At 61.5% G+C, this 12,983-nt stretch carries 13 protein-coding genes and 1 tRNA gene; 6 read left to right on the top strand and 8 right to left on the bottom strand.

From position 1 onward, the window contains the following. Positions 1–385 precede the first annotated feature (385 nt). Positions 386–589, top strand: coding sequence for a cold-shock protein (locus FSO04_RS18060; protein ID WP_007180251.1), 204 nt, complete (start codon positions 386–388; stop codon positions 587–589). Between the two features lie 112 nt (positions 590–701). Here the strand turns inward: FSO04_RS18060 and FSO04_RS18055 are convergent, their stop codons facing one another. Next, positions 702–1,952, bottom strand: coding sequence for an Hsp70 family protein (locus tag FSO04_RS18055; RefSeq protein WP_154561030.1), 1,251 nt, complete (start codon positions 1,950–1,952; stop codon positions 702–704). 190 nt (positions 1,953–2,142) lie between these two features. Between FSO04_RS18055 and FSO04_RS18050 the strand changes: the two genes are divergently transcribed. After that, positions 2,143–3,618 carry an MFS transporter gene (locus FSO04_RS18050; RefSeq protein WP_154561028.1) on the top strand — a complete coding sequence of 492 codons (1,476 nt, stop codon included), beginning with the start codon at positions 2,143–2,145 and terminating at the stop codon, positions 3,616–3,618. A 128-nt stretch (positions 3,619–3,746) separates the two neighbouring features. On the opposite strand, the gene FSO04_RS18045 is transcribed toward FSO04_RS18050, so the two are convergent. Both FSO04_RS18045 and FSO04_RS18040 read right to left on the bottom strand, forming a co-directional pair. Beyond that, positions 3,747–4,340 (bottom strand): nitroreductase family protein, encoded by a 594-nt coding sequence (locus FSO04_RS18045; RefSeq protein WP_171926369.1) that lies wholly within the window; start codon positions 4,338–4,340, stop codon positions 3,747–3,749. A 186-nt stretch (positions 4,341–4,526) separates the two neighbouring features. After that, positions 4,527–5,810 carry an MFS transporter gene (locus tag FSO04_RS18040; RefSeq protein WP_154561024.1) on the bottom strand — a complete coding sequence of 428 codons (1,284 nt, stop codon included), beginning with the start codon at positions 5,808–5,810 and terminating at the stop codon, positions 4,527–4,529. Between the two features lie 153 nt (positions 5,811–5,963). On the opposite strand from FSO04_RS18040, the gene FSO04_RS18035 reads away from it, so the two are divergent. Together FSO04_RS18035 and FSO04_RS18030 are read left to right on the top strand one after the other, a co-directional pair. Further along, positions 5,964–6,605 carry a TetR/AcrR family transcriptional regulator gene (locus FSO04_RS18035; RefSeq protein ID WP_154561022.1) on the top strand — a complete coding sequence of 214 codons (642 nt, stop codon included), beginning with the start codon at positions 5,964–5,966 and terminating at the stop codon, positions 6,603–6,605. 85 nt (positions 6,606–6,690) lie between these two features. Next, positions 6,691–7,245 carry a DUF1415 domain-containing protein gene (locus FSO04_RS18030; protein ID WP_154561020.1) on the top strand — a complete coding sequence of 185 codons (555 nt, stop codon included), beginning with the start codon at positions 6,691–6,693 and terminating at the stop codon, positions 7,243–7,245. 41 nt (positions 7,246–7,286) lie between these two features. Here FSO04_RS18030 and FSO04_RS18025 read toward each other — a convergent pair whose 3' ends face one another. Further along, a complete protein-coding gene (locus FSO04_RS18025) occupies positions 7,287–8,129 on the bottom strand; it encodes a class I SAM-dependent methyltransferase (protein ID WP_154561018.1) in 843 nt (280 codons plus the stop codon). Positions 8,130–8,515: 386 nt separating this feature from the next. Here FSO04_RS18025 and FSO04_RS18020 point away from each other — a divergent pair, with 386 nt between their 5' ends. Then, positions 8,516–8,836, top strand: coding sequence for a type II toxin-antitoxin system HicA family toxin (locus FSO04_RS18020; RefSeq protein WP_042329129.1), 321 nt, complete (start codon positions 8,516–8,518; stop codon positions 8,834–8,836). A 91-nt stretch (positions 8,837–8,927) separates the two neighbouring features. Here the strand turns inward: FSO04_RS18020 and FSO04_RS18015 are convergent, their stop codons facing one another. Next, complete coding sequence (locus tag FSO04_RS18015) at positions 8,928–9,137, bottom strand: DUF1059 domain-containing protein (RefSeq protein WP_154561016.1); 210 nt, start codon at positions 9,135–9,137, stop codon at positions 8,928–8,930. A 396-nt stretch (positions 9,138–9,533) separates the two neighbouring features. Between FSO04_RS18015 and FSO04_RS18010 the strand changes: the two genes are divergently transcribed. Next, positions 9,534–10,805: a TIGR03862 family flavoprotein gene (locus FSO04_RS18010; RefSeq protein ID WP_154561014.1), complete on the top strand. Its 1,272-nt coding sequence runs from the start codon at positions 9,534–9,536 to the stop codon at positions 10,803–10,805. A 60-nt stretch (positions 10,806–10,865) separates the two neighbouring features. Here the strand turns inward: FSO04_RS18010 and FSO04_RS18005 are convergent, their stop codons facing one another. The 3 genes from FSO04_RS18005 to FSO04_RS17995 form a co-directional block, all read right to left on the bottom strand. Next, a complete protein-coding gene (locus tag FSO04_RS18005; RefSeq protein WP_154561012.1) occupies positions 10,866–11,990 on the bottom strand; it encodes a methyltransferase in 1,125 nt (374 codons plus the stop codon). Between the two features lie 345 nt (positions 11,991–12,335). Continuing rightward, a tRNA-Thr gene (locus FSO04_RS18000) sits at positions 12,336–12,411 on the bottom strand. Positions 12,412–12,430: 19 nt separating this feature from the next. Beyond that, the gene (locus FSO04_RS17995; protein WP_154561010.1) at positions 12,431–12,952 is read right to left on the bottom strand and encodes a ClpXP protease specificity-enhancing factor; all 522 of its coding nucleotides are present in this window, start codon (positions 12,950–12,952) and stop codon (positions 12,431–12,433) included. Positions 12,953–12,983 lie beyond the last annotated feature (31 nt).

The raw sequence follows: 12,983 nt of genomic DNA, 5'->3' as shown, positions 1-12,983 counted from the left end.
TGTGGCGTTGGGGACGGGGTGACGCGCATGCGTGCGCGACGGCCCAAAATAAGGTGCAACCGACGCGCGGCGCGTAGTTTAACGGTTGCACCCGCACGTTGCAGCGAAACTAAGGGTTCTCCCTAGCAAAATTCTCGGACGAATAGCAAGCTTTGTAAGCAACTTCTACGCCAATCCATCAAAATCTTGTAAAGTTGGGACAAGAGTGTTGACCTTCGCCCGAAATCGCCGTATAACGTTCGGGCAGGATTTCAAGCGGCGAGTGAATTGGTCTTTCGTAGTTCGCCCATCAACGGTACTCCGGTTGGTCCCATTACCCCTTCCTTGATTTTCATGCGCACCCATTGGGCTTCGGCCTTATTTACCATCTTTAGGAACAAGTAATATGGAAACCGGTACCGTCAAGTGGTTCAATGACGCAAAGGGCTTTGGCTTCATCACGCCGGACGGCGGCGGCGAAGATCTGTTCGCGCATTTCTCGGAAATCCGCACGGAAGGCTTCAAGACGCTGCAAGAAAACCAAAAGGTTACGTTTGAAGTGAAGACGGGCCCGAAGGGCAAGCAAGCTGCTAACATCAAGCCGGTGTAAGCAAGCACGCTTCCTTCTGGACGCAAAAAACCCCGCCTCGGCGGGGTTTTTTTTATATTCGTCGTAACAGTATGCGGCGATTATCTCCGCAGTATGCGTTTGATCAATTTGGTTATCCGAACAGACGCCGCGCGTGAATACCGAGACCTGTCGCGACGCTGGCGAGACGGTCACCGAATACCGCTTTGGCATCCGGAAATGCCGCGGCCAATGCGCCCGATAGAAACGCTAATCCGGTCGAGCCACCCGTGAAGTAAATCGCGTTGACGTCGCGCGGGGCCACTCCGGCCGCCTGCACCGTATCGCGCGCCGCCTGCACGATGCGCTGCGTCTCGTCCTGACCGGCCTTGATGAGCTGTGCTTCGTCGAATGCCAGGCGGAGGTCGTCTTCCACCTCGTCGAGGTCGATCACGGTCTCGCCACCCGCCGCCACGCCGATCTTCGCTTCTTCCGCGTGAGCAGCCAATGCATGGCCCAAGCGGCGTTCCACAACGCGCATCAGGCGGTCGTGATGTTTGGTCTGGAGGAACAGATGCCGCATGAGCGCGAGTTCGCTGACGCGCTTCGGGGCGTAGACCGTGTTGATCAGGTGCCAGGTGGCCAGATCGAAATAAATGCGGCTCGGAATCTCACGGCCTTCGGGGTCGAGCGTCTGATAGCCGAGTTCGCGCAGGATCGTCACCAGTTCGACACGGCGGTCGAAATCCGTGCCCGCAACATGCACACCGTGGTGGGCCAGCACGTCGTCTTTGCGTTCGACGCGCTTCACCCGCTCCGGCCCCACCCGCACCAGCGAAAAGTCCGACGTACCGCCGCCGATGTCGGCCACCAGCACGAGCCCCTCTTCCGTCAGATGCGATTCGTAGTCGAACGCAGCCGCGATCGGCTCATACTGAAAGTGAATCTCCCGCAAACCGACTGACCGCGCCGCCGCTTCGAGCTGCTTCTGCGCCATCTGGTCCGCGCGCGGATCGTCGTCGACGAAGAACACGGGACGGCCCAGCACGGCGCGGCTGATCGGGCCGCCAGTGCTTTTCTCGGCCGAGCGCTTCAGATGGTCGACGAAAATCGCGATGATGTCCGTGTACTTGATCGCCGAACCATCGCCGAGATCGGTCGAATTCTCGGCGAGCGGCGAGCCGAGAATACTTTTCATCGAGCGCATCAGACGGCCGTCGAAACCGTCGATGTACGCCGCCAACGCCGCGCGCCCGAATTCGCGGGTGTTCTCGTCGGTGTTGAAAAAGACGGAGGTCGGCAGCGTCGTATAGGCGCCCTCGACCGGCGCAAGCCTAAGCGCAGCGCCATCAGGGACGGCCACGGCCGAATTGGAAGTACCGAAGTCAATCGCGCAATAGTTCATGGCAGGAATCGCCGCTCACGGCTGGCGCGGACAGAAAGGGGAGCGGCTTTGTATCACGAAAGCCCAATCAGCATCAACTGACGCTTTCCGGGATGCCCGCAATACTGACCAAGGTCCGCTCGACGGAACAAAAATTGCTGAATTCGACAGGATACGCCGCCAATTTTCGATAATCAGGAGACTTGCAGCAATGAGCGCGCCGCCTACCGCCGCTGTCCACGAGAAAAACGCCGTCGTTATTGAAACCGACCTGCCCTCGCGGCTCGACCGCTTGCCGTGGGGACGCTTTCACTCGCAGATCGTCGTCGCGCTGGGCGTGACGTGGTTGCTCGACGGTCTCGAAGTGACGCTCGCAGGCGCTGTCGCAAGTGCGTTGAAGTCTAGCCCATCGTTGCGCTTTACCAACGCCGACGTGGGCCTCGCCGGCAGCTCCTACATTGCCGGCGCCGTGCTCGGCGCGCTCGGCTTCGGCTGGCTGACCGACCGGCTCGGCCGTCGCAAGCTGTTTTTCATCACGCTCGCGCTGTATCTGGCCGCTACCGCGGCGACCGCTTTTTCGTGGAATCTCGCCAGTTTTCTGCTGTTTCGCTTTCTCACCGGCGCAGGCATCGGTGGCGAATATACGGCGATCAATTCGACGATCCAGGAATTCACGCCAGCGCGGGTGCGCGGCTGGACCGATCTCGGCATCAACGGCACCTTCTGGGTCGGCGCGGGGCTCGGCGCGGCGGGTTCGCTGGTCCTGCTCGACCCGAATCTGCTGCCGGGCGACTGGGGCTGGCGCGCCTGCTTCTTCATCGGCGCGGTACTGGCGCTGGGGATTCTGCCGATGCGCATCTGGGTGCCCGAAAGTCCGCGCTGGCTGCTGACGCATGGCGGCGAACGTCACGCGCATTCGATCGTCGACGGCATCGAAACGCGCTTTCGAGGCGAAGGCCATGCACTCGCCGACGACGACCTCACGCGGCTAAGACTGCGGGCACGCGGACATACGCCGCTGCGCGAGGTGTTTCACACGCTGTTCAACGTGCACCGACGGCGCGCGCTGGTCGGCCTGTCGTTGATGACCGCGCAGGCATTCTTCTACAACGCGATCTTTTTCACCTATGCGCTGGTGCTGACCGAGTTCTATCAGGTGCCGGGCGACCATATCGGCTGGTATCTGTTGCCGTTCGCGCTCGGCAACTTTCTTGGACCGCTGGTACTCGGTCGGCTCTTCGACGTCATCGGGCGACGCAAGATGATCGCCACGACTTACGCGCTGTCCGGCATCCTGCTGACGCTGAGCGGCTATCTGTTCGAGCAGCACATGCTTACCGTCGTGACGCAGACGATCGCGTGGATGGTCGTTTTCTTCTTCGCCTCGGCAGCCGCGAGTTCGGCGTACCTGACTGTCAGCGAATCATTTCCGCTGGAAATCCGCGCGTTGGCGATCGCGGTGTTCTACGCGTTCGGCACTGCTCTGGGCGGCATCATCGGCCCGGCGTTTTTCGGCCGTCTGATCGATACGCATCAGCGTAGCGAAGTGTTTTTCGGCTATCTGGTCGGCTCGGGGCTGATGCTCGCCGCCGCGGTGATCGTCGCGATCTGGGGTGTGGATGCGGAGCGCAAGTCGCTTGAGAATGTCGCCACGCCGCTTTCGAGCGTCGCGGACGGCGAGGAATGAAGCACGCGCCTCGAACGACTCGGACGGCGGGAAACGAACGACTTGTCTAAGAGCGCCGCTGACAATCCGGAATAAAAAACGCGCGGTCAGCGCCGCGCGTTTTTTTCACCACCAAGGCTGCAAGATGCTCAGAACGCCTTCTTCCAGCCACCGCCATAAGCGATGTCAGCAAGCGGCAAACGCTGACGCACCGACTTCTCGCGCTCGCGCAGCACCGGATCGAGTTTATCGACGTCGCCGTAATGGCCGAGCGAAATGATCGCGATCACATCGACGTCGTGCGGCAGCTTGAACGCCGTGCGGAACGCGTTCGGATCGAAGCCGCTCATCTGATGCGCAGCAAGACCAAGCGCATGTGCCTGCAGCACCAGCGCCATCGCGGCAGCACCCGCGTCGTACGGCGCGCAACGGTTCACTTCGCCCTTGTTGGTGAGCGTGTGCGTGGTCACCGCGATCAGCACCGGCGCCGACGCATTCCAACCCTGGTTGAACGGCACCAGCGTGGCGAAAGCCTGCTTGAACGAGACTTCATCGACGCTACGGTCGAATACGAGGAAACGCCACGGTTGCGCGTTATACGAAGACGGCGCCCAGCGTGCCGCTTCGAGCACCGAATGCAGATCCTCGCGGCTCACCGGCTCGCTCGAATAGGCGCGCGGGCTCCAGCGACCTGCAATCAGCTCGTGAATAGCAACTGCGGTAGGGGCGGGTTTGTTGGTCATGCGCTTCTCTCGGTCGAAATTCATGATCGACGGGCGGCTGCCCGGGGCTTCATAGCATAACCGGGCTGAGCCGCTAGCGCTCCAACAAGTGCACACTTAGTTTTCACTTCTGCTGCAATGGCAAACGGCCTCGTATGAGGCCGTTTGCTCTAGGGCGCTTTGTTCGCAGTGCACAGGGCCGCAGCTTTAGGCCGCTTGCGGCTCCGGCACCTTGGCTGGCCGGTTGATCCGCAGCACGATCACTGCGGCAACCAGGCACAGCCCGCCGGAAATCATCGACGCCACCGTGTACGTGCCGAGGCTCGCGCGCAGCATGCCCGCGCCGAGCGCCGCGAAGGCCGCACCGAGCTGGTGGCCGGCGACCACCCAGCCGAACACGACCGGCGCCGCTTCCTTGCCGTAGACATCGGTTGCGAGACGCACGGTGGGCGGCACAGTGGCGATCCAGTCGAGTCCGTAGAACACCGCGAACAACGGCAGCCCGAAGAAATCGATGCCGAAGGCGTGCGGCAGATACATCAACGACAAACCGCGCAGACCGTAATACCAGAACAGCAACACGCGGCTATTGAAACGGTCCGACAGCCAGCCCGACAGCGTCGTGCCGAACAGATCGAAGATGCCCATGGCGGCAAGCAAGGAGGCGCCCTGCACTTCGCTCATGCCGTAGTCGCCGCACATTGCGATCAGGTGCGTGCCGACGTAACCGTTGGTGCTCGCGCCGCAGATAAAGAAGCTGAAGAACAGCAGCCAGAAATCACGCGTCTTGCTCGCCATGGCGAGCGTGCCGAAGGCGATGGCCAACGGATTCTGCTTGGTCACGGAATTGGAAATCGGCGAGTCGGCCGGTTCGCCGAACGGGCGCAACTTCATGTCCGCGGGCCGCTCCGGCAACAGGAACGCGACCAGCGGCAATACAACCGCCGCCGCGCCCGCGACGACCCAAACCACCTGGCGCCAGCCGTAGTGCTCGGCGATGGCAGCGAGCATCGGCAGGAACACCAGTTGGCCGGTCGCCGAACTGGCCGTGAGAATCCCCATCACAAGGCCGCGATGTGTGGTGAACCAGCGCGTCACCACCGTCGCCGACAGCGACAGCGCCGCCACCCCCGTCGAGCCGCCGACCATCACGCCCCAGATCAGAACCATCTGCCACGGATGCGTCATCAGCGACGACAACGCCACACCCGCCGCCATCGTGCCGAGAGCGATCAGCAGAGTAGGACGCACGCCGAAGCGCTGCATCGCCGCGGCCGCGAACGGCCCCATCAGGCCGTACAGCGCGATGTTCACGGAGATGGCGAGCGAAATCGTCGCACGGCTCCAGCCGAATTGGTGCTCCAGCGGCACCATCATCACGCTCGGCGTGGCGCGCGTGCCCGCCGCCGCCAGCAGCACCAGAAATACCACCGCCACGGTCAACCAGCCGTAGTGGAAACGTCCGCCAATCAGTCTCGCTGCCCAGTTCATCAGTTCTCCAATCGACGCCTGCCCCGCAGGCCGCGCCGCTCGCATTGTTACGGCTTCGGTAAAGGACTTGTGACAGATCTGTCACAATGGTGTTGCGATGTTAGTTACTGGTCGGTAACATGTCAAGGCATCAATTCAATTCAGGTGGCATCCATGTCCGATAGTGAAACCCTCAAGCCAACCGGCGCACGGCGAGCACGCGGCACGCAGACGGCCGGCCCGGAGGCGCAGCAGCATCTGCTGCGCGCCGCGGACGAACTGTTCTATCGCGAGGGTGTGCGAACGGTTGGCGTCGACGCGGTGGTCGAGCGCGCGGGTGTGAACAAGATGAGCTTGTACCGCCAGTTTTCGTCGAAGGACGAATTGGTGATAGCGTATTTGGAGCGCAAGGACGAGCAGTTTTTCGGCTATGTGGAGAAAAGCTTTGCCAAGCATCCAGGCGAACCGGCCAGGCAGCTTCAGCAATATTTCGACGACCTGGCGGTGCGCGCATCGGTTGACGATTACCGCGGCTGTCCTTTCGTGAATGTGGCCGTGGAGTTTTCCGACACGACACATCCGGCGCGGCAATTCGTGTTTCGCAACAAGGAACGGCTGATGGCGCGGCTTCTGGAACTGACAACCGCGGCAGGCGCCGACGATCCGGTGGCCTTGGCCAACGGGCTGGGTTTGATGATCGAAGGCGTGTACGCGGCCAGCCAGACCTACGGCCCGGGCTGCGGGCCGATTCTTGCCGCACCGAAGGTGGCGGCGCAGTTGATCGCCGCGGCGTGCCGCGGGACGCAAGCGAGGTGAGGATTGGGCCGTCCTGTTGTGGCCGCGTGCGGATCGGTGCCGTTGCGCGCCGTTAGAATGGCACTTTCCTCTTTCGCTGCTTGCCATGTCGTCGCCCGCCGAATCTCATGATGCTGTTATCGCCGCCACTCGTCATTGGCTGACGGAGGCCGTGATCGGGCTCAATTTGTGCCCCTTCGCCAAAGCCGTGCATGTGAAGGGGCAGATTCGCTATGCCGTGAGCGATGCCGTGGATATGGAAGGAGTGTTAGCCGATCTCGAAACCGAGATTCAGACACTCGTCGCGGCGAATCCTGACGCGGTGGATACCACGCTTCTGGTGATACCGGGCGCGCTCAGCGATTTTCTCGACTATAACGATTGCCTGTTTTTTTCCGAAAGAATGATCAAGCAACTTCGGCTGGAAGGCATTATTCAGATTGCCAGTTTTCACCCGCATTATCAGTTTGAAGACAGCGAGCCCGACGATATCGAGAACTATACGAATCGCGCGCCCTATCCGATTTTGCATCTGCTTCGCGAAGATAGTATCGAACGGGCGGTTCAGGCTTTTCCCGATGCAGAAGCTATTTATGAACGGAATCAGGAGACGCTTCGGCGAATTGGTCTTAAAGGCTGGAATGAATTGATGAAAAAGTAATTCGCGCGGTGGCTACGAAAAAGCCACCGCCGCAGGACGGATCAGGCCGAGACAAAGAACCGTTCTTTCAGCTCCTCGATCCCGAGCGTCTCCATCACTTCATTCAGCCTCTCGGTTGGCCGCCGTCTCGGCAGGTCCTTGAACTGGGCAATAATCAGCTCATTTTTCATGGAATGCTCCCACCCGACCAGCTCGGTCACACTCACCTGATAGCCATGCGCTTCAAGCTGCAGGCAGCGCAACACATTAGTAATCTGGCTGCCAAATTCCCGGGTATGCAACGGATGCCGCCAGATCTCGGTCAACGCATTCCCCAGCGATTTACTCTTGTTCTGCCTTAAAACCCCCGCCACCTCGGCCTGGCAACACGGCACCACCACGATGTACTTCGCACGCTTTTCCAGCGCAAACCGGAGCGCGTCGTCAGTCGCGGTATTGCACGCATGCAGCGCCGTCACGATATCGATCTGTGCTGGCAATCGGTCTGACGTAATAGACTCCGCCACCGACAAATTCAGGAACGACATCCCCTTGAAGCCGAGCCGCTCGGCCAGCTCCTCGGATTTCGTCACGAGATCCTCGCGTGTTTCGATGCCGTAAATGTGCGACGCCCCACCAGCGGAGTCCTGAAACTCCTTGAAGAAAAGGTCATACAGGATAAAACCTAGGTATGACTTGCCGGCACCATGGTCGACGAGCGTCACCGCGCCCTGCTGGTCCTTGAGGTCTTTCAGCAGCGGCTCGATGAACTGGAACAGGTGGTAGACCTGCTTCAGCTTGCGGCGGCTGTCCTGGTTCATCTTGCCGTCGCGCGTGAGGATGTGAAGCTCCTTCAACAACTCGACGGACTGGTTCGGACGGATTTCGTGGGTTTTGCTGGACATCGTGGGAGACCGCCATCGATTGCAACGCGAACGTGCGACAGATGACGGAAAAAAGGAAAAGTTGCTGCCAGTTTACCCAAAGCGCAGCCCGCTCACCTGAGGAGTCGCGTCGACCCTGCGAGAAATGCCACAAACCTGGAACACTTCCTGCTCAAAACGCAATATGCGGGACGTATTCCGATGTGGCTTGAAAGCATCTTGCGGGCCGGCTCACCCGATGGCGTAAGCCGTGCCGCGCATAACAACAAGCTGCCGGCCGTGGCTTCGATCACGCGAACCGAATGCATGTGGGGAGGACGGTCCCGGAACACGGACCGAACGTTACGTAACCAGCAGCGCGCCGCGATCTCAAACGGACGCGCGCCTGGAAAATAGAAGAGGCAGCAATGGACACGGTACCCAACGGAAACGTCGAGCAGAAGTTTCAGGAAATGCTGGCGAAGCTCACCGCCACCCCTGCGTGGTCGGAAAAGCAGCAGCTCGAACTGGAAATGGCACGCGACATTTCCACCGAAATGCTGCGGCTGGCCGAAGTCATGCGCGACGGCAGCGTCGACATGGAGACGTGCCTGACGATGCTGAAGTACGCGAAAGTGCTCGACTTCGTGATGACGACGCTCGCCTCGCGTCGCGACATCAAACCGCAAACGCTGCGGGTGATTTTCAAGCTCGCCGGACTGAAGGTGGATGAGGCATATCCCGGTTAGGACGCCCAGACAACGCCGCGACCAGCACGAGCGGCGCGCCGCCGTTCGTGCTGGTCAGCAGGCCTTCATCCTAAAGGAAAAGGACAACGAATCACCCTCGCGGCGCCTCGATCGGCGGAGTGCCTTCATGAAAGAGCGTCTTGAGCTGCGAGCGCAGTTCCGGCGAGTCCGTATGTTTGTGCACCGAGACCGCATGCTGCACGGCCGCGTCGAGCAATTCGCTCTCGCTGTCGGCGGACAGGGCAACGGTGCAATTCATTTCGCTCGGAAACTCGCGGCAGTCGATGTATTTGCGAGTCATGGCAATCTCCTGATCAAACGTCGAAACATCCAGACAAACAGCGGGCGCGCAGACCACGTTGCCAGCCGCAACGCGGCTGCATTGGCCGTGCCCGGCGAAATGAGAGCGGTGGGGTAGTGTGACGCGGGAAAGAAGCGGACTGCGTCCAGTGGAAGCTGTTTGAAAAGTATAGTTCGCGCGAGTGAATAGCGAAGGAGCAAACGTGAGCGCAGGGGATTGCGACACGCCCGAACCCAGCTCTTTTCGGCCGCTGGCTCGCGCTGGCACGTTAGCTCGTTACCCGTTCGCCGCGCGCCGTTTGCCCTGAGTTGCCGGCGGTGTGAAAATAGCGCCCTTCGCGCCGCCCGATTGTCAGATCAGGCCAACGCGCCGCCCCCCGCTCATCCGCAGGACCGCATGTCATCCTCCTTCGATTCCGCCCGCGTCGCCGTGATCGGCGGCGGCCCCGCCGGCTTGATGGCCGCCGAGGCGCTCGCCCAGCACGGCGTGCAAGTCGACGTCTACGACGCGATGCCATCGGTCGGCCGCAAATTCCTGATGGCGGGCAAAGGCGGCATGAACATCACGCATTCGGAACCGCTCGAGCCGTTTCTTGGCCGCTATGGCGCGCGCCGCGAACAAATCGCGCCGCTACTCGGCCTGTTCGGTCCCGACGCCTTGCGGGCCTGGCTGCATGAGCTTGGCGTCGAAACTTTCATCGGCAGTTCGGGGCGGGTTTTTCCGACCGATATGAAGGCGGCGCCGATGCTGCGAGCGTGGTTGCATCGGTTGAGAGAAGCTGGCGTGCGCTTTCACATGCGCCACAAGTGGACCGGTTGGGACAACGGCCACGGCGACACCGCGACGCACACGTTGCGCTTCGAAACACCCGACGGCGAGCAACGCGTGACCTGCGATGCCGTGGTGTTCGCACTCGGTGGCGCAAGCTGGCCGAGGCTCGGATCGGACGCCGCCTGGGTGCCGCTCCTGAGCGCACGCGAGGTGCCGGTGACGCCGTTGCGGCCCGCGAACTGCGGCTTCGATGCGGACTGGAGTCCCTATCTGCGCGAGCGTTTCGCCGGTCAACCAGTGAAATCCGTGGCCATCACGCTCACCGACGTAGACAATAAAGTCCACAATCGACAAGGTGAAATACTTCTGACCGAAACCGGCCTCGAAGGGAGTCTGATTTACGCGCTGTCGGCAGCCATCCGGGAGCGGATTCTCGCCGACGGCGACGTCACGATCGCGCTGGACCTGGCGCCAGGCTTGACGTTGGAGCGTGTCGTGGCGGAGGTCACGCGACCACGTGGGTCGCGCTCCATGTCGACTCACCTGCATGGCAGAGTCGGCATCGGAGGCGTAAAACTGGCCTTGTTGCATGAGGTTCTGTCGAAGGAAGGCTTCGCCGATGCGAATGGCCTCGCGCACGCGATCAAGGCGTTGCCGGTGCGACTCACGCGCGCCCGGCCTATCGCGGAAGCGATCAGCACCGCAGGCGGCGTCCCCTTCGAAGCGCTTGATCAACATTTGATGATCGAGCATCTGCCCGGCGCGTTCTGCGCGGGTGAAATGCTCGACTGGGAAGCGCCAACCGGCGGTTATCTGCTGACCGCCTGCTTCGCCAGTGGCCTCGCGGCCGGACGCGGCGCATTAGCGTATCTCAAGGCGCGCGGCGTGCCGGTCTGACACGCCGTTCTTCAGCCGCGCCTCATTACGCGGCATCGCGCTCCCTTCGAGCGCCACCGTTTAGCGCGCCTTCAGACGCCAGAGCGACGTCACTTCAGCCTTGCGCGCCGTATGCAGCGCGTCGGTTTCATCAGTCGACTTCGGGTGCCGTGGACGAATATCCTCGCGACCCACCACGGTCAGCCCCGCCTTTTCAATGGCGGCAAGCAACCACTCGCGCGTACGCAAGCCGAGATGCTCGGCGAAGTCCGACATGATCAGCCAGCCTTCCCCGCCCGGCGACAAATGCTCCGCCAACCCGTCCAGAAAACCGAGCAGCATGCGGCTTTCCGAATCGTAGATCGCGTATTCAATCGGTGAGGCGGGCCGCGCCGGCACCCACGGCGGATTGCAGACCACCAGCGGCGCACGGCCTTCCGGAAACAGATCGGCTTGCACGACCTCGACTTGCTGATCGTAGCCGAGACGCTTGAGATTTTCGCGCGCGCAGGCCAGCGCTCGCGGGTCCTGGTCGGTCGCGACGATTTTCTTCACACCGCGTTTGGCGAGCAGCGCAGCCAGCACGCCCGTACCGGTGCCGATATCGAACGCCTTGTTCAATGACGGCAGCGGCGTGCGCGCCACCAGATCCGCATATTCACCGCGCACCGGCGAAAACACGCCGTAGTGCGGATGGATGCGCTCACCCAGCACGGGAATTTCCACACCCTTCTTGCGCCACTCGTGCGCACCGATCAGACCGAGCAATTCGCGCAGCGACACGACCGAGGGTTCGTCGGTAGACGGCCCATAGGTTTCGATACAGGCCTGCTGCACTTCAGGCGCGCGGCGCAGCGGAATTGCGTACGCAGCGTCGAGCGGAATCAGGATCATGCCGAGCGTGCGGGCGCGTTGCGATTGAGCCTGACGATGCAGGTTGAACGCGTCGATCGGCGTTTCGCCGTGCTTGCGCGGTTTGCGCTCCAGCCGGCGCGTGACCGCCTGCAGCAATTGGCGGGCGTTCTGAAAGTCGCCGTTCCAGAGCAGCGCGGTGCCTTCGCACGCGAGACGATAGGCAGAGTCGGCAGTGGTGCGGTCATCGGCGACGACAACGCGCTTGGGCGGCGGCACCGCGGCTTCGGAGCGCCAACGCGCAGTGCGGGGGCCGTCGGCTTCGGGCCAGGTGATGGTTGCGGGGCTGGTCATGATGAAGGTGGGGTCTGTGTTGCGGGAGTGACGCGGTGAAAACTCGCGTCTCGGGGGCGTTGCCCGCCGGAGTGACTGATCGTGATGCCGACTGACGCCCGAATAGTACCTCTCCCAGTCGGGTTCGCGGGGCGGTATCTGTGGGCGGATGCCTGAACAAGGCCGATGCCACCGCCCTTTGCGGCGGTCTGCGGGCAATTCGTAGACTAAAATGTCCACAATCGACAAGGTGAATGAGATCTGGCAAAAATGAGCCGTTTCCGCCTCTCATCCAGCCTGCGAAATCCCCGCCCCAAATAAAAAAGCGGGTTTCTGAAATTATTCAGAAACCCGCTTTCGCACTACTGGTGCCGGCTGCAGGACTCGAACCCGCCACCTCATGATTACAAGTCAAGCGCTCTACCTGATGAGCTAAGCCGGCATGAGGCCGTGATTCTACTTCATTTCACGATCTTGAGGCGAGCCCTTCCGCCACCTTTCGATCCATCATCGTCAGGCTGCGGGCCGTCCGTCGCGGTTTCCGCTTTGGCGGCATCCGCGGCAGACGACGGTTCGACCGCACGCGGCGCCACGCTGACGGGCGCGGCCGGTGCTTCGGTCTCGTCCGCCAGTTCCGCATCGGCGCCTGAATCCTGCGCCTCGCCGCCTGCCGACTCGACCGGGAACGCCATGCCCTGCCCGTTTTCCCGCGCGTAGATCGCGAGAATATTGGCGATCGGCACTTCGATCTTGTGCGACTTGCCGGAGAAGCGCGCGCTGAACTCGATCCATTCATTGCCCATCTGCAACTGGCTGGTCGCCTCGAAGCTGATGTTCAACACGATCTCGTTGTCGCGCACGAACTGCCGCGGCACGCGCGTCTGATTGTCGACCCGGACCGCAATATGCGGCGTGTAGCCGTTATCCGTGCACCACTCGTACAGCGCGCGCAGCAGATAAGGCTTGGTGGAAATCTCTTGCATCAACAGTCCTCTTACCGGGTTGGGGCGCGCG

Source organism: Paraburkholderia madseniana (genome assembly GCF_009690905.1).
Lineage (GTDB): Bacteria > Pseudomonadota > Gammaproteobacteria > Burkholderiales > Burkholderiaceae > Paraburkholderia > Paraburkholderia madseniana.
This window is presented reverse-complemented; position numbering and strand designations above follow the sequence as displayed.